20 protein-coding genes and 2 tRNA genes are annotated in these 19,976 nt (G+C 50.4%); 8 read left to right on the forward strand and 14 right to left on the reverse strand.

Going from position 1 to position 19,976, the window contains the following annotated elements:
- Nucleotides 1-532 precede the first annotated feature (532 nt).
- From ACO6VE_RS01870 to ACO6VE_RS01905, 8 genes are all read right to left on the reverse strand, one after another.
- Nucleotides 533-2,128, reverse strand: coding sequence for a flavin monoamine oxidase family protein (locus tag ACO6VE_RS01870; protein WP_422459416.1), 1,596 nt, complete (start codon nucleotides 2,126-2,128; stop codon nucleotides 533-535).
- 336 nt (nucleotides 2,129-2,464) lie between these two features.
- Entirely contained in the window at nucleotides 2,465-5,290 is a 2,826-nt protein-coding gene (locus tag ACO6VE_RS01875) for a hypothetical protein (protein ID WP_422449052.1), read from the reverse strand.
- A gap of 264 nt (nucleotides 5,291-5,554) precedes the next feature.
- Nucleotides 5,555-5,734 carry a hypothetical protein gene (locus tag ACO6VE_RS01880; protein ID WP_422449050.1) on the reverse strand — a complete coding sequence of 60 codons (180 nt, stop codon included), beginning with the start codon at nucleotides 5,732-5,734 and terminating at the stop codon, nucleotides 5,555-5,557.
- Nucleotides 5,735-5,838: 104 nt separating this feature from the next.
- Nucleotides 5,839-6,165 (reverse strand): type II toxin-antitoxin system HicB family antitoxin, encoded by a 327-nt coding sequence (locus ACO6VE_RS01885; RefSeq protein WP_101748750.1) that lies wholly within the window; start codon nucleotides 6,163-6,165, stop codon nucleotides 5,839-5,841.
- Entirely contained in the window at nucleotides 6,158-6,412 is a 255-nt protein-coding gene (locus tag ACO6VE_RS01890) for a toxin HicA (protein ID WP_422459418.1), read from the reverse strand. The genes ACO6VE_RS01885 and ACO6VE_RS01890 overlap by 8 nt, the downstream gene beginning before the upstream one ends.
- Nucleotides 6,413-6,479: 67 nt before the next feature.
- Nucleotides 6,480-8,042 (reverse strand): FGGY-family carbohydrate kinase, encoded by a 1,563-nt coding sequence (locus ACO6VE_RS01895; RefSeq protein WP_422459420.1) that lies wholly within the window; start codon nucleotides 8,040-8,042, stop codon nucleotides 6,480-6,482.
- 24 nt (nucleotides 8,043-8,066) lie between these two features.
- On the reverse strand, nucleotides 8,067-9,689 hold the full coding sequence (locus ACO6VE_RS01900; protein WP_422459422.1) for a glycerol-3-phosphate dehydrogenase/oxidase: 1,623 nt from the start codon (nucleotides 9,687-9,689) through the stop codon (nucleotides 8,067-8,069).
- Between the two features lie 25 nt (nucleotides 9,690-9,714).
- Nucleotides 9,715-11,322: an FAD-binding oxidoreductase gene (locus tag ACO6VE_RS01905; protein WP_422459424.1), complete on the reverse strand. Its 1,608-nt coding sequence runs from the start codon at nucleotides 11,320-11,322 to the stop codon at nucleotides 9,715-9,717.
- A gap of 308 nt (nucleotides 11,323-11,630) precedes the next feature.
- On the opposite strand from ACO6VE_RS01905, the gene ACO6VE_RS01910 reads away from it, so the two are divergent.
- The 6 genes from ACO6VE_RS01910 to ACO6VE_RS01935 all read left to right on the forward strand — a co-directional run bounded on the left by ACO6VE_RS01910 (nucleotide 11,631) and on the right by ACO6VE_RS01935 (nucleotide 14,468).
- A complete protein-coding gene (locus tag ACO6VE_RS01910; RefSeq protein WP_422449039.1) occupies nucleotides 11,631-12,056 on the forward strand; it encodes a VanZ family protein in 426 nt (141 codons plus the stop codon).
- Between the two features lie 175 nt (nucleotides 12,057-12,231).
- Nucleotides 12,232-12,951, forward strand: coding sequence for an SGNH/GDSL hydrolase family protein (locus tag ACO6VE_RS01915; RefSeq protein ID WP_422449037.1), 720 nt, complete (start codon nucleotides 12,232-12,234; stop codon nucleotides 12,949-12,951).
- Between the two features lie 199 nt (nucleotides 12,952-13,150).
- On the forward strand, nucleotides 13,151-13,381 hold the full coding sequence (locus tag ACO6VE_RS01920) for a hypothetical protein (protein WP_422449035.1): 231 nt from the start codon (nucleotides 13,151-13,153) through the stop codon (nucleotides 13,379-13,381).
- A gap of 180 nt (nucleotides 13,382-13,561) precedes the next feature.
- Complete coding sequence (locus tag ACO6VE_RS01925; RefSeq protein WP_422449033.1) at nucleotides 13,562-14,002, forward strand: hypothetical protein; 441 nt, start codon at nucleotides 13,562-13,564, stop codon at nucleotides 14,000-14,002.
- Between the two features lie 110 nt (nucleotides 14,003-14,112).
- A tRNA-Pro gene (locus ACO6VE_RS01930) sits at nucleotides 14,113-14,189 on the forward strand.
- A gap of 202 nt (nucleotides 14,190-14,391) precedes the next feature.
- A tRNA-Pro gene (locus tag ACO6VE_RS01935) sits at nucleotides 14,392-14,468 on the forward strand.
- A gap of 69 nt (nucleotides 14,469-14,537) precedes the next feature.
- Here ACO6VE_RS01935 and ACO6VE_RS01940 read toward each other — a convergent pair.
- The 4 genes from ACO6VE_RS01940 to ACO6VE_RS01955 all read right to left on the reverse strand — a co-directional run bounded on the left by ACO6VE_RS01940 (nucleotide 14,538) and on the right by ACO6VE_RS01955 (nucleotide 16,509).
- Entirely contained in the window at nucleotides 14,538-15,398 is an 861-nt protein-coding gene (locus ACO6VE_RS01940) for an aldo/keto reductase family protein (RefSeq protein WP_422459426.1), read from the reverse strand.
- Between the two features lie 214 nt (nucleotides 15,399-15,612).
- On the reverse strand, nucleotides 15,613-16,014 hold the full coding sequence (locus tag ACO6VE_RS01945) for a type II secretion system protein (RefSeq protein ID WP_422449029.1): 402 nt from the start codon (nucleotides 16,012-16,014) through the stop codon (nucleotides 15,613-15,615).
- A gap of 217 nt (nucleotides 16,015-16,231) precedes the next feature.
- Nucleotides 16,232-16,441 (reverse strand): hypothetical protein, encoded by a 210-nt coding sequence (locus ACO6VE_RS01950; protein ID WP_422449027.1) that lies wholly within the window; start codon nucleotides 16,439-16,441, stop codon nucleotides 16,232-16,234.
- Nucleotides 16,438-16,509 (reverse strand): type II secretion system protein, encoded by a 72-nt coding sequence (locus tag ACO6VE_RS01955; RefSeq protein ID WP_422449565.1) that lies wholly within the window; start codon nucleotides 16,507-16,509, stop codon nucleotides 16,438-16,440. The genes ACO6VE_RS01950 and ACO6VE_RS01955 overlap by 4 nt, the downstream gene beginning before the upstream one ends.
- Before the next feature lie 244 nt (nucleotides 16,510-16,753).
- On the opposite strand from ACO6VE_RS01955, the gene ACO6VE_RS01960 reads away from it, so the two are divergent.
- Together ACO6VE_RS01960 and ACO6VE_RS01965 are read left to right on the forward strand one after the other, a co-directional pair.
- Complete coding sequence (locus ACO6VE_RS01960; RefSeq protein ID WP_422449025.1) at nucleotides 16,754-16,993, forward strand: hypothetical protein; 240 nt, start codon at nucleotides 16,754-16,756, stop codon at nucleotides 16,991-16,993.
- Entirely contained in the window at nucleotides 16,986-17,324 is a 339-nt protein-coding gene (locus tag ACO6VE_RS01965) for a hypothetical protein (protein ID WP_422449023.1), read from the forward strand. The genes ACO6VE_RS01960 and ACO6VE_RS01965 overlap by 8 nt, the downstream gene beginning before the upstream one ends.
- A gap of 116 nt (nucleotides 17,325-17,440) precedes the next feature.
- Here the strand turns inward: ACO6VE_RS01965 and ACO6VE_RS01970 are convergent, their stop codons facing one another.
- Nucleotides 17,441-17,719 (reverse strand): hypothetical protein, encoded by a 279-nt coding sequence (locus ACO6VE_RS01970; protein WP_422449021.1) that lies wholly within the window; start codon nucleotides 17,717-17,719, stop codon nucleotides 17,441-17,443.
- Nucleotides 17,713-19,761, reverse strand: a complete 2,049-nt coding sequence (locus ACO6VE_RS01975; RefSeq protein ID WP_422449019.1) for an RHS repeat-associated core domain-containing protein — start codon at nucleotides 19,759-19,761, stop codon at nucleotides 17,713-17,715. The genes ACO6VE_RS01970 and ACO6VE_RS01975 overlap by 7 nt, the downstream gene beginning before the upstream one ends.
- Nucleotides 19,762-19,976 lie beyond the last annotated feature (215 nt).

Genomic DNA, 19,976 nt, shown 5'->3' on the forward strand with positions numbered 1-19,976 from the left:
TACCCCCATGACCTAACTTTACTGCTTCAATAGCAGCGTACCTTCGGCGATCTCTCTCATTGAGTGAGCAGAAAAAATCTACCATCTGAGTTTCAGCTACTTCTGAATAATTACCCATGACCACTCGCATAGAAAAGATCATCAAAGAATATATTTATGGCTCTTTACTATAGGCGAAATGTAGAAATTATTTCAGGACAATTACTAAATTGGCGAGCTATCTGCCAAGTCTTGATCCGATCTTGCGACGACTGTCTGGGCTAAACAATCAACTAAGAGTTCGCCATCCTGATCCTTGAAAATTGATCCATGGGGTTCACTTTTGAGGATGGAAGATAAAAAGTACGTATGATCCTTTGCGGATGCAAATCTTCCTGCCAGTCTCGGTTTTCTGTCCTGAGTATCGCCCTTCATGATCGGGTACACCTTTGGCTTTCATATCATGAAAAAATCTGGAGTTTTCTGAATCGTCATCTAGAGTGACTGGAACAGGTTCCTCTTCAGGTGCTCTGGAACTGACCAATTCAGCGTGCTACACGGCAAAACGGGATAAATAGTCTTTTTCAATCCAGCGCGGACGTTCCAGTTGAAAATGTTCTTCCAGCATCAGTTCGGTGCTGGTCAATGCGCCCTCCACCCAGCCTTGCAGATCGGAATAAGAGTCACCGCAAATGTGAATGGGTAAACCGGGCAGGTGGCGCATACGCTTTTGAGTAGTCAGGCTCTTTTGTCCGGGCTTCCACAAACTGTATCCTCCCCCATAGGGGTCTTGAGACCAATCCATGTAGGCCGCAGTATAAGGTTTCGGAATGTATTTCAAGTCATGAAGCGCCTTGAGTTCCTTTTGGGCTTGCACAACCTGGTTATTGGTGGCCCGGCTCTCGTTGGGAAGAGGGCTCTGTCCCACCGGAACAAAGGGGTTCTCTGCTCCGGCAAACTCATTCCCTCTGGCCAGAGGATGCCAGTAATCCAGCACCCGGCCATCAGTATAGGCTGCCAGCAACAGGGCGTTGGTGTTGCCAGCTTTACCGGCAGGTCGATCCTCTTCTGTACCAAAATAATAGGACTGTTTGATCTGAAGGTCAGTCACCGACTTACCCCCTCTGATCCCGAGCACCTTCCACCAAGGGTAAGGGTAGCCAAGATAAAGTTTAATGGCCGGTTTTGAAATGACTGAGTCAATGTCCGACCGTATTTCGGGGGTGCGTAAATGAACTGAATCCTGATCCAGTAGCTCCAGTGAGCGTTTTGGTAACCCTAAAATGGCGTGCCGGGCATTAACCACCATTCTGGTACCCCGGGCATTCTCGAACACGAGTTTAACCCGGGTCTGTCCCTGCTGTTTAAATGGGGTTATGGCGCATAGCCTGTGACGGGAGTGGTACCGGCCTCCTTGATTAATAAATCCTTGCACCAGGGCTTCGGGTAATGATTGAAAGCCGGTTGCAATCATCCTTGAGGGAACATCCCAGCCCGGTGCATTATTTCTGAAGACATCCATCGCCACGGCGGCATTCCAATTGCGAAAAGGAGCGTCGTAACCCCCGGCATCATTGATCAGTTCAATCGCTTCTCTGGACAGTACCCAGTCCATCAGACTCCACCATCCGTACTCATAGAGCCTTTTTCCTTCCAGGGTATGGGATTGTCGGAAAGCTCTCCACTCATCAGGGGATGCACGGACGCTTTGAGGAACCAGTGTATCGATCACATATTGGATCAGTTCGCCAGGTGTTTTACCCCGCTCATTGAAACTCAGCCGGTAGGGGACTTTATCCGGATCACGAAAGTCCAGGTCACGGAGATGGTGGTTGCGCACAAAAGAAATATTGCCCTGTGTGCCACTGCCCGGAAAGTCAAGAGTGGGTAAGCCCAAAGCGTTGACCAGTTCCCGGGTCACTGCATGACTGGAAAAGTAGCGCATGCCCCCCAGTTCTGCCGGTACGTTGGGCATTCCGGGCATCTTGAGGGAGTAAAGACGGCCGCCAATCCGGTCACTCATTTCAAACAGGTCAATTTTCTGGTGTTCAGGAGCCGAAATTTTATCCCTTAAGCGCCATGCTGAATAAGCGCCGCCCACTCCTGCCCCAACAATCGCAATATCTGTCTCGTAGGCTTCCTGATTCATTATTTTTGGATATCCTGATCAATTGAGCCCGGTTGGTTGTTATGAAATCATGGGAGGAACCGGTTTGTTATCCATGATGCCAGCACGGGGAGCAACAGTGATGACCTTTCTGAAACAACGAAGTGATCCTGATTCATTCCAGAGTGCATATCTGACTGAAAAAGGGCATCACCAAAGGGGATATCGGCAGGGAAAAATAGTCATTAATGTAAATGATAGGCAGAAAATTGAGGATAAAAATTTGGTTTTGTGAGGTGAATAGCGGGGCTATTTGCCGAACAAAAGAGGATTTTTAGATCAATTTGCTGTCGCCGCACGACTGCATGGATGCAGGAGCTAGAGCAACGCAGGAGCAGTTGCCGTGTAGGGCAGTCTATTCTCGGTCAGCCTCCTGGAGGCGGATTTATGCCTGGTCGATACATTCTCGTACACCGGGGGGGGAGGGCGTTGTTGGCCAGGGGCAGGTTGTTTTCCAGTGTTTACCATGAAGTTGCTGCCCCCTTTTGCCATACTCGCTTGCTTGACCCCCATCGGTTCGTAAAGGCTATCGATGGATTCATCCTCGTTCAGTTCATCCGGACGGTCAGGGCGTTGTTGGCCAGGGTCAGGTTGTTTTCCAGTGTTTACCATGAAGTTGCTGCCCCCTTTTGCCATACCCGCCTGCCTGACCCCCATCGGTTCGTAAAGGCTATAGATGGATTCATCCTCGTTCAGTACATCCGGACGGTCAGGGCGTTGTTGGTCTGATTCTTTTCCAGCGTTCGCCATGGCGCTGCTGCATCCTGTTGCCGTGTTCTCCGGTCTGACTAACAGCAGATCGCAATGGTTCTGAGGAGGAGCAGGCAGTGGTCTACCAGTCATGGATCTGTCGTCGGGTTGCCACGGCATGGGGTGGTTACGGCCAGCCCTGGCCGATGATCTTTGGTTGCAATAGCGGTAGGTGTACACACCGATCAGCACAACAAACAACGCGCCCAGGGTGATACAGGCTAAAACGACAGTATTTAGATTTAGTGATTGCACTAACGGTGTTGATTTGGCAAAAGTGGCAGAATCCGGGGAGGAAAAGGTCATGCCTGGTGTCGTGGCCCCAGTTGTTGGGGGCGTTGTAAGTGTGATAGAACCCGGGCTGGAAACGTTCATGGTGGTGCCTGGCACCGTGGCCAGCGTCTCTGTGACAGGAGATGATGGAAGGGCATTAGTACCATTTGATGTATCAATACCAGTATTAACAGCTTGGCAATCCCGCGTTACCAATCGGCGGTCAAGATCTTCACAGAATAGAGTATTATTTAGCCAATGAATACACGCTTGGCGGTTGTATGTTTGCTTTATACCATTAATACTGACATTACAAATAACTGGGTTATCTCCTCCATTGATCTCCGGGGAGGGAGCATTATCAGTACTGTTAACGAAGCTGTTAATCACCGTAGTGTTGGCAGTACTTCCTTTTCCCTGAATGGATCCTGCGCCAATACCAGCATTTGCCTCTTTGCCTGAGGTTATCACCGTGCAGTTCACCGCTGTCGTGTCGATAACATTTGCTTTATTCTTCCTTGCTCCCACCCCAATACCGGCATTCGCCTTTTCACCTATCACCCAGCAGTTCACCGCTGTCGTTTTTATAACATTTCCCTCTATATCATTTCCGCCTGCCAGATATCCCGCCCCAATACCGGCATTCGTCTCTTTAATACCGGCATTCGCCTCTTTACTTGAACCTGAGGTTTTCACCGTGCAATTCACCGCTGCCGTTTCGATAACATTTCCTTTTCTCTGATGTCCCGCCCCAATACCAGCATTCGCCTTTTTGCCTGAGGCTCTCACCCGGCAGTTCAACGCTGTCGTGTTGGTAACAGTTGCAAGGTACGATCTTCCCGCCCCAATACCAGCATTTGAATACTCTCCGGAAGCTGACACCGTGCAGTCCACCGCCGTCGTGTCGGTAACAGTTGCATGGGACCTTCCCGCCCCAATACCGGCATTTGCATCCTCACCAGAGGTTGTCACCGTGCAGTTCAACGCTGTCGTGTTGGTAACAGTTCCTGTTAACTGATATCCCGCCCCAATACCGGCATCTGTTTTATTACCGGAGGTTTCCACCCTGCAGTTTGCTGCTGTTGTGTTGGTAACTGTTCCTTTGTTAATTTTGCCCACAGCAACAGCTGCGGTTGCATTTTCACCCCTGGTAGCAACGCAAGCACGTTCAACGTGAATATTGCTGATCCTGGCGTCGCCTGACATTTCACAAGCCGCTACCCCGGCCGGAGCTGTTGAATTTATATTGGCATCAATAAGACTCAGGTTCTCGATACTGCCCTCAGCGGAGAGGTGTTCTACCAGGCACCGGAAAAGGTTGCCAATGGTATGGCCATTGCCGTCCAACTTGCCGGTAAACGGATGGGTTTTATTACCAATGGGTTGGGTTAACTGGCTACCATCAATATCTTTAGTCAGTTGATATTTATTGCCGCATGATTCCACATCATGGCAGACCCTGCTCAGAGTCTCGGCATCCGCCACCTTAACCCAGGGGGCGGTGTCAGAGGTGGCTGCTGGTGCTGATCCGCCGACCGAGGAAAGGCTGGCCAGAGCTCCCAGTGCCAGGGACGTTTTTGGTAACTGGCCAGCCCGGTGTGTTGTGGTAACGGGTTTACCGGGCTGTTGTCGTGGGTTCTTTGAGGTTTTTCTGGTGTTGTTTTTAGTGTTTTCCGGGGGGGCGTCCGGTGTATTTTCCCTGTGCGTGCCAGGTTCGGGTACCAAACCGGCGTGGGCAGTGACCGAGTTAAACTGATCGCTGGCAAACTGCCCCGCGACCGCAAGGTTGACAAGATAGCCCAGCGCATTATTGATTGTCGGAGGCAGGTTGGCACAGGCTGCTATCGCCCGTCCTGCCAGTGTGATGAACTGCAGGTAATCACTGGTCTGGCCATCACGGCCCGGGAAATCAATGCCAGCAGCAGAGTCAGCAACATCCGGTACTGGCGGCCGGGAATTGGTTGGGTCATAGTGGGGGTTTAGCGACTGAACAAATGCACTGACTGCGGATTGGGCCACCCCAAACCCTCTCCATTGGCCCTCTGGTTGTGTGGTCGGGGTTGTCACCGGTTGCGGGTCAATGGTAGTGCCTGCCGAGGGTACGCCTGGTGGCCGTATCAAAACCAATACCTCATAACAAAGTTGTTTACGGCGATATCGATCCACTGTCTTGCAGAGTAAATACCCGGAGGAGCGAAACAGGTGGACCTTTAACGTTTAACTGCTTTTGACGTGTAATACTGACGCTGTACGTACGCTACTCGAGAAGAAATAATAGCCAGTGCTATAGCAGTGGTGAGAATTGTTTGAATCACATACGCCTTTTTTTACTATGAAAATGCAGATATCTGTTGATTAAATCGGGGCTCCAGCGCTGGACATATATTATCCTTCAGATTGTTGGCCGAGGTCATGTTCTTTTCCGGTGTTCGCCGTTGAGTTGCCCGCTGTTGCCATATTCGCCTGCTCGACCAACACCGGTTCAGCGGATTGATACTCGGTCAGTACCTGGTACACAAGGCTGTCAGAAAAAACTGTGTCATTATGAATCTTGAATGTGTTCAAAAAGAAAGTCCTGACACCAGCTCCCCTCTAAAGGGGATATCGGCAGGGAAAAATAGTCATTAATGTAGATGATAGTGAGGACAAAACCATTTGCCTTCAGCTGCTCAGTGCAACTTGCTGGCAATATAACGGTTCAAACTTACACCGGATTCTGCCGCCTGAATAACCAGATGTCGATGAGTTTCCGGTGGTACTCTTAGCAACACTTTGCCGCTGTAGTCCCTGATGGAAAAAGGCTCCGGGATTGTCTCGTTAGCCGCTTGCATATCCGCCACGGTGTCTGATACCAGTTTCCGAATACCGTTCAGCGCTGCTATCTGGTCTTGTTCCAGCCAGCTCAGGCCGGGAAACTCAGAACACAAGCCCACATATTCCTGATCTTCTTCAGACCAGGTGACCCGATAGGTGTATTTGTCGGTGGATTTATTCATTGCTTTCTTGCTCCATACGTTCTATTGCCTGCAACACTTGTCTTACCTGATAAGGTTTTGCCTTGCCCTTGCTGTCCTGAATATTCACCCTTGGATCCCCTTGCCAGGGAGTTCTGTAAACCCGATGGCTTGAACCTGTTTGTCGGGGAGCCCCAAAGTATGCATCGCAGACTTTACATAAATCCTTGAATCTGATGCACTTGGGGTTTTTGCTCATCAGTTCGAGAATATCAGATATACTTGCCATTAATTGATAGTAGCACTATTGATACTGATTTCAATACCCCTAACAAGTCAAAAAAGTCAAAAGGAACTTAATGTTTCGGATAACCAGTAATATCCCGAATGGATTTATACAGCGGCTGCAGGCGTTTATAGATCTTTTTATAAACCTCATTGTACAAACGGTCATACAGCTGCATGGTTGGCAGGTCCGGCTCAAACACATCGCCTACCCGGGTCATTTTATCAATGGCTTCGTTATAGTCTTTATGAATGCCAAGGCCGACACAGCAGTTAATGGCTGCCCCAAGGCCGGAAGCTTCGTAGGTGTGTGGCCGTTCTGCCTCCATGCCAAAAATATTGGCCGTCAGTTGCATGGCGGCATCACTCTGGGATCCACCACCGGAGACCCGTAGCCGGGTGATCGGTGTGCCACTGCGTTTTTCAATCTGCTCTTTACCAGATCGCAGTTCGTAAGCCAGTCCTTCCAGAATCGCACGGTAAATATGCGCCCGTTTATGAACATCGCCAAAGCCAATAAAAGCGCCTTTGCCTTCAGGGCCGGGTTGACGTACGCCCGGGGACCAGTAAGGTTGCATCATCAAGCCCATTGAGCCCGGTGGTACCTGGGTTAACAGGGCATCGAAAAGCTGCTCGGGCTCTACACCCAACTCTTTTGCTTTACGCTGCTCGGCCTGGGCCAGCTCATTTTTAAACCAGCTGACCATCCAAAAGCCCCGATAAATCATCACCTCAGTGTTGTAACGCTTAGGCATCGCCGCTGTGTAGGGTGGAATAAAGGGAACTGTTTCAAAATATCGGGACGTTGTCGTACTGATGGTGGCTGTAGTGCCAAAACTCAAACAGCCAATATGAGGGTCAACACCGCCTGCGCCCAGCACTTCGCAGGCCTTGTCGGATGAGGCTGCGATCATTGGTAACCCCGCAGGCAGACCGGTATGCTCCGCAGCTTCAGCCGTAATATGACCTAACCGCTCGCCGGGTTGTACCAGTTCCGGCAACATGTGTCGTCTGGCGGCCAGCAGTTGCCATTTCAGATCGTGCTTGCCAGCCCATTTCTGACGGCGATAGTCATAGGGCAGATAACCGGCCACTGAACCACAGGCGTCTTTCATTTCGCCAGTCAGCTGATAGGTCAGGTAGCCGGATAAATTTACATAGTAACGGGTCTTCTGCCAGATATCGGGCTGATGTTGTATGATCCAGTTATCACGGGCTTTGGCGCGCAGATCTTCGATCAGGCTGGTCAGGCCGATGGTCTTGATTAACAGTCCCCAGAGGCCGCCAACGGGCTTTTCCGGTTCGGCTTTACGCTGATCCATCCAGACAATGGCGGGTCTCAAAGGCTTTATATCTTCATCCAGGTTAATCATGGTGTAGCGCTGTGTGGTCAGTGCCATACCTTTGATCTGCCCGGGCGATACAATGCCCTCGTCCCATAACGCTTTACAGGCTTTTCCAAGCTGTTGCCAATAGTAGTCAGGGTGCTGTTCTGCCCAGCCGGGGTGTTGTGAAAAATAGGCCTCCAGCGCAACTTTGCTTTTGGCGATCTCATTGCCGACACTGTCAAATACCAGGGCCCGAATGCTCTGTGTGCCATTGTCGATGGCCAGCACATAGTCTGAATCACTCACTACACACTCACTTCTTGTTTCTTATTATCGAGTATCAGCGTTCTTGCGCCGTTTCGGAATACTGTAATAAGTGTTCCAGATGGATTGATAACGGGTGACTTCCTGTTGCCACTGCTGCTCGCTCCAATCCAGTTCTTCCTGGCAGATGGCCTTGATTCTGTCGGCAAAAATCAGGCCTCCCTGTTCCAGCAGCAAGCCCAGGCGGGTACGGCGGAGTAGAAGATCATCCAGGTGCACAACGGCTTCGTTGCCGGCCGACCAGCGCAACTCGGCCCAGAGGGCACGGGCACCGGGAATAACGTCCTGTTCATCGGGTTGGATCTGTGCCAGTAAACGATCAGCGTCCATGCCGTAATGGCCCCGGATACGTTTCTTTAAATAGTCCGGCAGCTTGTTAAACAGAGAACTGTCAGGCTCGTATTGAGTAAACATCTCCGCGCCAGTATCACTGAAATCAACGCCGGGCAGGTACTCTTCAGCTGCTTTTAATACATCCAGGGCAATCAGCCGGAAGGTGGTCAGCTTGCCGCCACTGATGGTCACCAGTCCGTTATCGTTCCAGATACTGTGGTCACGTTTTTCTTTTGACGGGTTCAGTGTCCCGGAGCTGACCAGTGGGCGTACACCGGCCCATGAAGAGATAATATCCTGTTCGGTTAACCCGGCTTTCGGGAACTGGGAACAGGCGGCTTTCATCAGGTATTCCAGTTCATCACGGGTCATGGCTACTTCATGGTTGCCAATAGTGCCGTTGTCCAGGTCGGTTGTCCCGACCACGGTTCTGCCTTCCCAGGGGTAAATAAATATGGGTCGTTTATCATCCGGGTGCATGGCGGTGTATGACTGAGCCACCGGCAGTCGCCAGCCAGGTACGACAATATGGCTGCCACGGGCAGGGCGAATATGCTGCTCTGAGGTCATCTCACCCCGAAGTTGATCACCCCAGGCACCTGTGGCATTGATCACCACTTTGGCTTTCACCGGCATTACCTGACCGGTTTCGGTATCCTTCAGTTGAGCACCCGTCACCTGACCATTGTGTTTAATCAGCGCATCGACACCAACATAATTTATTACCGTAGCACCGTCTTTCTGAGCTTCGCGCAAAACCCGGATAACCAGGCGTGAGTCGTCGGTAATGGCATCGGCAAACTGGGTGGCACCGAGCAGCTTGTGCGCATTAATGAGTGGGCTCAGGTTTTCAACGTCGTGTGATTTATGAAATTTACGGTAACGCTTACCGGCAAAAAAATCATAAATACGCAGCAGAATATTGAAGACCAGCGGCCCTGGAAACCCACCTTTGTAATGGGCCATCAGATAGCCCATTTGATCAACAAGGCCGGGAGCCTCTTTCATCAGGCGTTCCCGTTCGGAAACTGAGTGCATGGTGGTTTTGATATCGCCGGAAGCGATGTAGCGTAGGCCGCCATGGATCATTTTTGATGAACGGCTGGAGGTTCCCCAGGCGAAATCCTGACGATCAACCAGCAGCACCTTCAGGCCCCGGCGTGCCGCTTCACGGGCAATGCCAGCACCGGTGATGCCGCCACCGGCCACAACGATATCCCATTCTTTGTCAGTATTGTTTTTTAACGCTTCCAGTAACTGATTCCGGTTACCTGTCTGCCAGGATTTCTGCCACATGGGTTGGGTACCTGATTAATTCAACTTATTCGCTGTCCCGGAGTAACACGCCGGGGTTCAGTCGTTTGTCCGGGTCAAAGTCATGCACCAGGGTGGCAATCATCCGCATCCCCAGCTCACCTTTTTCTGTCGGCATATAAGGCGCGTGGTCACGGCCAGTGCCATGCTGGTGGGAAATGGTGGCATAGCCTTGGGCAATCACTTCAGAGGTTTTGGCCTTCAGTTTTTTCCAGCGTGCCAGAGTGGCTTCGTAGCTGTCAGCGCAGCGGAAGAAATAGGTGGTATAGATACTCGACCCCTGACCGTAGATATGGGAGAGGTGAGTGAATGCCATGACATTTTCCCCTTCATCCTTTAAGGCGTTTTCCAGGCTCGCTTCCATCTGATGCATCAGGCTGTCCACATTCTCCCAATCGGTGGAGGTCTCCAGTGTATCGACTGCTATGCCCCGTGCCCAGGTGGTTTCCCGCAGATAAGGGAATTTGAAACGGCCATGTGCCCAGATGGTGCCCATGATATTGGCCAGTGCACCACCAACACCGCCATGTTTTTTCAGAATCTTGCCCAGCTGTTTCAGGGCTACTTTATTTTGGTATTCAGAGCCGGTCACGCCAAAGGTCAGCATGCAGCGATTGTCGTCCAGCCCGCGAAAACGCAGATAGCCATCCAGCAGTTTGAACTGTGTCAGTGAGGTACCAAGATGAGCGTGGGCGCGGGCCTCTTTAGCGTTGCTGACCCGCATCATGGAGAGCGGGATCTTCTGCTGTGCAACTTCCCGGGCGACGGCTTTACCTGCCTGCCAGTTTGGCATAAAGCAGACCATAAACTTTTCTTCTTCTGCTGCACGTTGTACGCGTACTTTCACTTCGGTAAAGATACCCAGGCGGCCTTCGGTGCCCATGGTGAGCTCACGAATGTCCGGCCCTGCGGAAGAGGCGGGAATCGAAGGAATATCCAGTGTGCCCTGCAGGGTTTCCATACGGCCACCGGCAAACATCTGTTCAATACGGCCGTAACGGAGTGACTGTTGGCCTGAAGAGCGGGAGGCGATCCAGCCGCCAATGGTGGACAGTTCCCAGGATTGGGGATAGTGCCCAAGGGTATAACCCCGTGCCTGCAGCTGTGCTTCAACCTGTGGTCCGGGAGTCCCTGCACCAAAGGTGGCAATCTGGCTCTCTTCATTCAGATCCATTAACTGGTTCATGTGACCCATATCAATGGTCAAAATGGCTCTGGTATTTTTCTGTGGCGTGATGTGTCCGGCAACGGATGTTCCACCGCCATAGGGAATCACAATAAAATCGTGCCGGACCGCAAGGGCAAGAAGTTCGCGAACCTGTGCACTGGTTTCCGGATAGGCGACACCGTCCGGAAAAACCCCAAAATCACCACTGCGCATGGCCAGCCAGTCCGGAAAGCTCTGGCCACGGGCATGGCGAACCCGATCTTCTGCAGCAGTGACAATCAGTGGATGTTCAGGCAGACGGGACGCTGGTACCCTGGCTACCACACTCTCCAGGGTGGCATCTTTCAAGGGGGTCGGTTCGCCGATAATACGGCGAATCAATGCATCCCCATGGTCGGAGACTTCCTTAACGTAACTCTCATCACCCCAGCCATTCCAACGGCGCATGGTCTACCCCTGTTCTTTTTATTCTGCTAATGCGCATAACTGCCATATAGAGCCAGGAAGCAGCTAACGCTTATAAACTGACGACGGTGTCTGTTTTTAGAGTTGCTAATGTAGCAAGTTGGGTTGTTATATTTCAACAATCAGTAAGGAACAAACCATACAATATCGTTAATGACAAAGACTCCAATGTTTATGATTGAGTGGAGGGGTAAGCTTAACACCAGGCCTTAAACAGGAATGTTAAGTGCCATCAACCCCAACGCCCATTGGCCGATGACCTGTTACAACCTCTAACTCAGGGCCATCCAATGAATGAACTGATTACTTCACTTCAGGCAACTCCCCCTTCAACCTGGCAAATCCTCTCTTTGTGTGCCCTGGCTTTTGCCCTGTTTATGTCATTGATACCTGGCAAATGGGACCCCACCCGTTTTATCAATGATAAGGTGAAACATGTGCTCACCTTTATGGTGCTCTCTCTGCTGATCGATCTGGCATTTCCAGCGGCCAGCGTCTGCTGGTGGAAACCGGCAGGGCTGATGGCGTTTGGCGTGTTTATCGAGGTCTGTCAGCACATGACCCGTTATCGCCGTTTCAGTTTTGGCGATATTATTGCCAATGGGGTGGGTATCGGGCTTTATATGGGGATCAGTCTCGGTATCCCTGCATTGGTCGCCTCTGAAGGTGGCTGCCAGCCCTGGCCTGAATGTATGAGTGTGTTGTTTAACCTTTAGCCATTAAAAAAGTGAACCTGGTCCTTGAGCAGGGCCAGCCACCTGTTTCTGTGACCATAAGCTGACAAGGCTTGGTCAGCATGGATTTGCCATTGTTTTCCTGGTCTAAAGTCTGCAAAATCACCGGGCATCGGTTTAAATGAATCAACAATAAAAATGCACAACGGCTATTTTGATGTTTGAACTTATTGGATTGGTAAGCACCGTTTTATGTTGTCTATTGCTTCTTTCTATCGCAATCTGCCAGGGCGTCCATTTAAAAAGAAGTGCACTTCGCCTGCCCGAGGCCAGTGGTAAACGGCTGCAGGCCAGAGGCTCGGATTTTTCAATTGTTCATGTGGGTGAAAGCCCTGTCGCCGGGGTGGGGGTGGCAGAGATAAGACAGGGGCTGACCCACCAGGTTATCAGGAACCTGACTCAGGATCGGGGTGTGGAGTTTGATTGGGAAATACTGGCAAAAAATGGTGCCAGAGTGTTCGACTCATTAACCTTTGAGGCGACCATTAAAGAACCGGATCTGTTGATCATCAGCTTTGGCGTCAATGATACGACCAGATTTACCTCAGGCTCGGAATTCAATAAACATATGCAGGCGTGTGTCCATCGCTTTGCTTCCGACAATACCAGGGTATTTATCACATCAATTCCAAAGATCAACCGGTTTCCCCTGATTCCAGCCCCATTAAGCTGGTTGTTGGGAGCAAAGGCCTACTTGCTGGACAGACAGTTGCAGAAGCTTTGCCAGCAGGAGGATTGGACGTATATCCACAGTGGCACGAATCCTGACGCTTCGTTGATGGCGGAAGATGGTTATCACCCTAATGAGTCAGGGTGTCAGGTCTGGGCAGGAATCATTGCGGACAAGATAATAGATACCCGAAGCCACAGGGTTTAACGACTAATTAATTGCCAGGTATTGATACGTATCAATATGCGTATTGATAATTTGTCTAATAATCAGCCTGTTGATTGGTCATTGACTGTCACGATTCTGTCATCTTTTCAGTGTTAATCTGCCCTTGTTGATGGCATTAACAACACCAATAAAAGTGATCGTGCACAGTCAAAATTAAGAACGGAAACTATCATCAGCAATGTTGAGAATTGAGAAATATACGCTCAGAGATGGGCAGGCAGGTTGGCAGGCGCATCTGGTAAAACCTGATTGTTCGAAAATACACGAAACTCGTCGTTTTAGCTATTCAGACTACGGCGACCTTGCATTTCAGGAAGCATTAGACTGGCTTGAGCGTCAGTACTATCAGCCCGTTGCCAATGATTCCAGTGATCAATGCCCGGTGCTGGCCAGAAACGAATCACACTGAGTTTTTTATCTTCAGGGAATGGAGTGTTTGCTATGGATGGCAACTTTTACCGGGAGAAAGAAAAAGCATTTCGCCACAAATCTTCAGCTCTTGCCTTGCATTGCTAATTTTTACCAGTCAGGTAGAGTTGGAAGCGCGTATAAGCAAATATATATTGCCTGAAAAAAAGGGGGTAGCGACATGTCCCGGACAATAAAAGGCTTGATAACGGCTATTATGGCAACAGTATTGTTGCAGACCAATACTGCGGCTGCAGCCCAGAATGATAACCATGTCTACGCCGGGTTGGGCTGGACCGTAAAGCATGGCTGGATACCCTCAGCCATTATCGGAGTTCGTAGCGTCGATGTGGATGGTATTAAGGATGTAACCGGTGTTGATCTTTCCCTCTCTTATCACTTCACCGATGGCTTTGATAAGTTCCTCCTGAAAGGTGTTCGGGGTGAGATTGACTGGCAGGCGGAATTAGGCGCTGGCTATGATTTTCAGGGACAGTCTCTGCTGGTGATCGGTGGTGTGCAGGGTCGTCTGGTTAATTATTCTGTGGATGTCTCTCTGAATGGTGATATTGATGCTGGCCTGACAATCAATAGCATTGATAAATATGACTGGGAGCCATAGTTATTAAATTGACCATAAAAACCTCAATGGCAGTTGACGGCGTTCGGAAAATAGGGATAATACGCATCCACTGGCTCAGCGCAACGTCGGTTGCAGTAGCGGTGAGTTAACGGGGTATAGCGCAGTCTGGTAGCGCGCCTGCTTTGGGAGCAGGATGTCGGGAGTTCGAATCTCTCTACCCCGACCAGATCAGGTAAAGCCCATGCTCTTGAGTATGGGCTTTTTTGTTGCCTGAAGTATATTCCGCAGCTAATTTGCGGAAATCACCACTGTAAAAAGATGGGTGGTTTGCTAAAGTATCAACCGTTCCGGTATGGCGGTGTTTCAGGAAGTATCACTGTCCATGATGTCCGGAACACTGTTTTTATTCATAACCTGGTTATGAATTTCGGGGTATAGCGCAGTCTGGTAGCGCGCCTGCTTTGGGAGCAGGATGTCGGGAGTTCGAATCTCTCTACCCCGACCAGATTTGTTTTTTTATTGGCCAGCATCATGCTGGTTTTTTTTTTTTATTTTCAGAGATGTCGCCTGAATTTTAAGCCATCAGTTGTTCTATCATATTCACTTCATCATCCGTCAGTGGCGTCTGCAAACAATTCAGATCCTGTTGCATGTGTTTTGTATCACTGGTGCCTGTTAAGACAATCATCCCCATTTTTAATGCTGCCTGAAAAATGACCTGTGGTCCGGTTAATCCTGTCCTCTTCATAATGGTCTGACATTCAGGCATTGCCAACAGTTGGGTGTTGGCTGTCAGTAACGAAAACCCCTGGTAAAGAATGTTATGTCGATGGCATAGCGCACGGATATTGGCGTCCCATCCGGTTCTGGCAAAGCAGCGGTTCTGCACCAGCATGGGCTTGATCGCCGCATGGTGGTTCAGGAGCTCCAGCTGTTGGTGATTTACATTGCTGACCCCCAGAAGTTTGATTTGGCCGGACCGATAGAAGCCTTCCATTGCTTCCCAGACGGCAAAGTCCCGGTCACTGAGTCCATGTGACCGGGATGGACCATGCAGCAGATAAGCATCAAGGTAATCCGTGTTCAAGTGCTCCAATGATGAGAGAAGGGACTGCTCAACCTGAGTTTTGGTATCGGCTTCAGGATGGTAGGGCAGACGGTTGTCCTGTCCTTCAGCGTAGGTAAATTTCGTTTGCAGGAAGAGGTCTTCACGGCACTTGCCACTGGTTTGGTAAAAGTTCTGCAGAGCTTCCCCAACCCCTTGCTCAAAATAATGTTTGCGCTGATTGGCGGTGTCTATGGCTGTGAAACCGTTATTCAGGGCTTTCAGTGTCAGCTCGGAGGTGGCCTGTTCTTTCCAGGCCGTGCCATAGATAAAACGGGGAACACGGGTATCGTGCAGCGTAAACGGATGGGTTTCCTGTTGTTCGGTCATCTCCTTGCCTCCCCTGGAAATTATTGGCGATATTATGACTTGTCTGGATTCGGTTCAAGCCGCTTCCCTAATACGGGTGAAATGACGTTATAAATATCCCTTGCTACACTGTAAAAAAAGGAGTTTTTTGCATGTACAGGGAGCGTAGTTTTGCCCAAGATATCTTCTGCTGTAAAAATACCAAGGGTGCCTGAGCCGGTAGAAGGAATTCAGGTCAATTGCTGCCAGAACCCCATCTGCAAAAACTTCCAGATTCCCCCATCCATCCCCGACCCCGAAAAAGTACGTCGAAACACTGATGACCAATACCGGGTAAGTGGCTCAGCAATGGTGAAGAAGTCGGCGTAACCTGCTGTACCACAAACCACGAATAGCCCAACTGCTGCCGATGCTCCGCCCGCTGCCCAATCACCACACGCCACGGTTCCGCGTAGGCAGAGTTCAAATAATAATGAGCAACTTGTGCGGCAAGCAGCCTGGTGCGCACATGCCGGGTTTGTTTGGCGGTATTTCCGTCAGTCAGCACCAACATGGCAGCAGTAGCAGAAAAAATAACCAAAGCCACCATCACTTCCATCAGCGTGAGCCCTTTGTGCTTACTCCATGATTGCAACATCAGATAACCCGTCGCTGCCTATAGTGATACGCTTGGCATCACCAGAGCCTGAGATACTTAATTGAAAAGGCGTCACCTGTCGGTCACGAAAGAAAACCAGATCAGGGATAACGGCTTCGCCAGTGTTAACTGGCTCCTGGAAATGGCTCACGCTCAAACGGACCAACAGATTTTCCGGTAGGCGGTATGGCTGAAAAGAGGGTTCTGCAACAGGCTGTCAGCGCATACGATTGTCATTAAGCTGCCACCACCGATAAAGATTCCCATCGTCAATCGACAACCCCAGCTCACGGTTTTGCGCCACCGCTTGATCCCTGGCGCTGGTCATCATCACGATCAGCCGCTGCGCCTGGGCAGCGGGTAAATTTTCATGGTGGTTCTGAAGCCGATTGATTAAGGTAAGGCTGAGTAAGACACCCGTAATCACAACCACACCAGTAGCTCGATGAGAGTGAATCCTTTCTGGCCTGTTGATTCTGAACAGCCCGGTATCATAGTGACATCTTTACGTTATTATCATTACTTTGTCGTTCAAGCAGTTATGGTAATGCATCCTGCATGCGGGTAACACCGGCAAATTCACTCTCCATAGCAAACACTGAAGTTCTGAGACTCAATACTCAGCACTGGCAGCCTGCCAACCAATGAAAAAGCGACCCAATGAAACTTCACAACCCTGAACACCAAATCGAATATGGTCTATAATCAGTCTATTAATAGACCATTAAAGGAAAAGTCCATGGAAACCCAGACGTTAAGCTACCTGAAGCAAAATGCCGCCAAACTCAATGTGGATGATGGCCCGCTGAGAATCACCCAGCATGGCTTGCCGGTTTATCGAATCTACTCCGAACAGGAAGCCAAAATGCGGGATGAAGCCATTGCCCTGCTTAAGCTGGTCAATCGGGCAGAACGAGACATACGCCAGGGCGAAACCCTATCCACGGAAGAGGCGATCCAGAGATTACGTAATGAATGAGCCGGTCATCGTAACAATCACTGAAACCGGTTTTCAAACCCTCAGTCTGTTAAAAGGCTATATGAGTGCTTTTTTTGAGGAAGAAGAGTTAAACGCACTGTTGACTGAGCTACTTATCAACACAGAACAGCGGATAAAAGAAGTTGCTATACGCCCGGTATGCCCGGAACTGGCACTGATTGGCATCCACGACTACTGGCAACTGAACCTGATGCAGAACTACAAAGTGATTTATCGTTTTGATGAATCAACAGGGACGGCATTCATCATTGCTTTCATGAGGCAAAAACAAAGTGCTGAAAAACTATTGGTGGATCTGGCGTTGATGTGAAGGAAGAAAGGCTTCCATGCCGAACATGGAAGCGATACTCAGGGTGCTTTATTTCATCTCTAAAGCCACAACTTTTTCTAGCTCGTAACTGTCACTGGAGTCAACAATTACAGTAACTAGTGCCCCCCCCTTGAACCAATAATGTGGAACGTATATTTCTCATACGCAGATTTTTCAGGAGATGCATGTACACTAATTTTTTCTTTTAATTTAGCCGCCGCATTTTCACCAACCAGGCGCATAACCTCTTGTTTGCTGAGCACCCACAGCTGGATACTTTCTCTCTTTGGATCATTATCAAGCGAGTATCTAACCAAAGCTTGAAAGCCAGCGACTAGCAAGAATAAAACAATAACAATTTTTACTTTGCCAGTAATAACAGGTAATTTTACCAATTTGAGTAACTCCCAATTTCTACACCTGCAGATACGCCCAGCCGTGCACCAAGTCCCATGGTATTGTTACCATCAATTCCGCCCCAATCAGACCTTTGCGTGAACCACCCTCCAACTGGTGTTGTAATAGCATTCCCACTGGTAGCTGACGCAGTAACACCTCGGCTCACAGGCCCATATCCAACTCCAGCAGAAGCAGTAAAAGAAGTTCTTGCAATATAGCCAGAACCACATGCTTCAGAATGTGGCGAAGGTGTGCCATATGGATCAATAGAGGCTCCTCCTCCAATACCTACTCCAAGCCTTCCTGTAACTTCCAGAGTTCCACCAGAGTAGGCAACATTAACGCCACCTCCAATGCCTAAATAGGCCTCAACACCAAAGGACCACAAGCCATATAAATCCACTTGTGAAATCGGGTTTGCTAATCCATAAACAAATAAATTCACACCACCCAGTAACCCAATCGGATCACTCTGCACATACCGCCCACTGCCCGGCGCATAATCCCTGAACCGGTTGTAATACAACCCACTCTCACCATCCGCATACTGGCCGGGGAAGCGGATATTGAACCCAAGGCTTTCACCACGGGTGATATCTGCCACGCCATAAGGTGAGAGGCTGGTTGCCCGGGCGGTGCTGCCTGCCTGATCGGTCATGGCTCTGGGAGTGGACAGCTGGTCTGCATGCACATCATACACACCCTCCGTCGTTTTGTACTGCAATGGTGCAAAACCCAGGGCATAACGGTACTGTTTGGTCAGTGTATCGTTACTGTCGTATTCCGCAACAATACTGTTACCCTGCCACTGGAAGCGAGTCGCTGTGCCGTTAACGGTTTTCAGCACCCGGCGGCCTAACGCATCGTGAGCGTATTCAGCGATGGTGGCTGGCGTAGTGGCACCGGCAGCGAAGGCTTCAAACCGCACCAGACGACCACGGTGGTTGTAGCCAAAGGTTTCGTAGCGGTTGTCCGCCTTGCTGATTTTCTTCACCAGGTTGCCAGCGGCGTCGTACTGATAGGTATGGGTGCTGTCTTCCAGTAATTTGTTGAAGGCGTCGTATTGTTGTCCGGCTTCCTGCCGGTTGCCTAATGCATCGTACTGGTAGTTATAGGTTTCTGCACCGTGGGTTGCGCTGACCAGCCGGTCGATGGCGTCGTACTGGTAAGACCACTGGGCACCGTCGCCAGTTCGCTGAGTAAGCAGGCCGTTACTGTTGTATTCATAGCCGTAGTCGATACCGGCCACATCGGTGTAGTTCTGGCGGGTCAGCTGGCCTGCGGCGTCGTAATCCCAGTTGCTGGTGCGACCATTGGGGTAATTGATGCCTTTCATCTGACCAATGGCGTCCCAGTTAAAGGTGTGGGTACCATCGGGGCTGGTCATGCCCGCTATCAAGCCACGTTTGTCCCAGGCATAGCTGAGGGTTTCCCCGGCGATGGTTTGTTCCACCGGTTCGCTCTCGGCATTGTATTGCAGGGCAATGGTTCTGCCGTCGGCGGTTTCCTGAAGGGTACGCCCGGCCTTGTCGTAGCTCCAGCTCAGCTGGCTTTCGGGGTTGGTGGCGCTGAGCATGCGACCGTTGGCATCGTAGGTGTATTGGGTGATTTCTCCCTGAGCATTGATCCGGATCAGTCGCTTGGCCGCGTCGTATTGATAGGTGGTTTCAATACCCCGTGGGTCGGTGCTGCTGGCTAGCAGGTTGTCCGCCCGGTAGGTGCGGGTGATGGCGCTGCCATCGGGGCGGGTTTCGCTGATCTGCCTGCCGTACTGGTCATACTGGAATGCAGTAACACCCCCGGCGGCATCCGTAACGGTAAGCAGGCGGCCTGCGGCATCGTAGCTGAACTTTGTCGTCTGGTTGAGTGCGTCAGTAGCGGCAACGACCCGGTCCAGTTCGTCGTAAACGACGGTGGATGACTGGCCATCGGGGCGCAGGGTTTTCACCGGCCTGCCCAGATCATCGTACTGAATACGAGTGGTGCGGCCCAGTGGGTCGGTGGCACTGAGCATTAATCCCCGTGCATTCCATGCCATGGTGGCGGTGTTGCCGAGGGCGTCTTTGAGTAGGATAGCCGGTATCAGACCACTTCATTTGCGTCACCGCTCCAGATGAGTCTGTCATCGTTATCAGGTTACCTGAATCATCATAGGTAAAAAGGCCTCGTCAGTAAAATCTGTGGGTCATTTCCGGTTCAGGTAACTTGCCAAGCGCATGATATAACGCGATTTCCGCACATCTGTAGGTCCTG

The organism is Endozoicomonas sp. ALB115 (assembly GCF_049310245.1).
In the GTDB taxonomy this organism is placed as follows: domain Bacteria; phylum Pseudomonadota; class Gammaproteobacteria; order Pseudomonadales; family Endozoicomonadaceae; genus Endozoicomonas.

What these genes read in the sequence shown, in the direction of transcription:
- ACO6VE_RS01965 (WP_422449023.1), top strand. Translation starts at nt 16,986, where the DNA reads ATGAATGAGCCGGTCATCGTAACAATCACTGAAACCGGTTTTCAAACC.
- ACO6VE_RS01870 (WP_422459416.1), bottom strand. Translation starts at nt 2,128, where the DNA reads ATGAATCAGGAAGCCTACGAGACAGATATTGCGATTGTTGGGGCAGGA.
- ACO6VE_RS01960 (WP_422449025.1), top strand. Translation starts at nt 16,754, where the DNA reads ATGGAAACCCAGACGTTAAGCTACCTGAAGCAAAATGCCGCCAAACTC.
- ACO6VE_RS01905 (WP_422459424.1), bottom strand. Translation starts at nt 11,322, where the DNA reads ATGCGCCGTTGGAATGGCTGGGGTGATGAGAGTTACGTTAAGGAAGTC.
- ACO6VE_RS01945 (WP_422449029.1), bottom strand. Translation starts at nt 16,014, where the DNA reads ATGTTGCAATCATGGAGTAAGCACAAAGGGCTCACGCTGATGGAAGTG.
- ACO6VE_RS01900 (WP_422459422.1), bottom strand. Translation starts at nt 9,689, where the DNA reads ATGTGGCAGAAATCCTGGCAGACAGGTAACCGGAATCAGTTACTGGAA.
- ACO6VE_RS01915 (WP_422449037.1), top strand. Translation starts at nt 12,232, where the DNA reads ATGTTTGAACTTATTGGATTGGTAAGCACCGTTTTATGTTGTCTATTG.
- ACO6VE_RS01890 (WP_422459418.1), bottom strand. Translation starts at nt 6,412, where the DNA reads ATGGCAAGTATATCTGATATTCTCGAACTGATGAGCAAAAACCCCAAG.
- ACO6VE_RS01975 (WP_422449019.1), bottom strand. Translation starts at nt 19,761, where the DNA reads ATGGCATGGAATGCACGGGGATTAATGCTCAGTGCCACCGACCCACTG.
- ACO6VE_RS01940 (WP_422459426.1), bottom strand. Translation starts at nt 15,398, where the DNA reads ATGACCGAACAACAGGAAACCCATCCGTTTACGCTGCACGATACCCGT.
- ACO6VE_RS01925 (WP_422449033.1), top strand. Translation starts at nt 13,562, where the DNA reads ATGTCCCGGACAATAAAAGGCTTGATAACGGCTATTATGGCAACAGTA.
- ACO6VE_RS01910 (WP_422449039.1), top strand. Translation starts at nt 11,631, where the DNA reads ATGAATGAACTGATTACTTCACTTCAGGCAACTCCCCCTTCAACCTGG.
- ACO6VE_RS01920 (WP_422449035.1), top strand. Translation starts at nt 13,151, where the DNA reads ATGTTGAGAATTGAGAAATATACGCTCAGAGATGGGCAGGCAGGTTGG.
- ACO6VE_RS01885 (WP_101748750.1), bottom strand. Translation starts at nt 6,165, where the DNA reads ATGAATAAATCCACCGACAAATACACCTATCGGGTCACCTGGTCTGAA.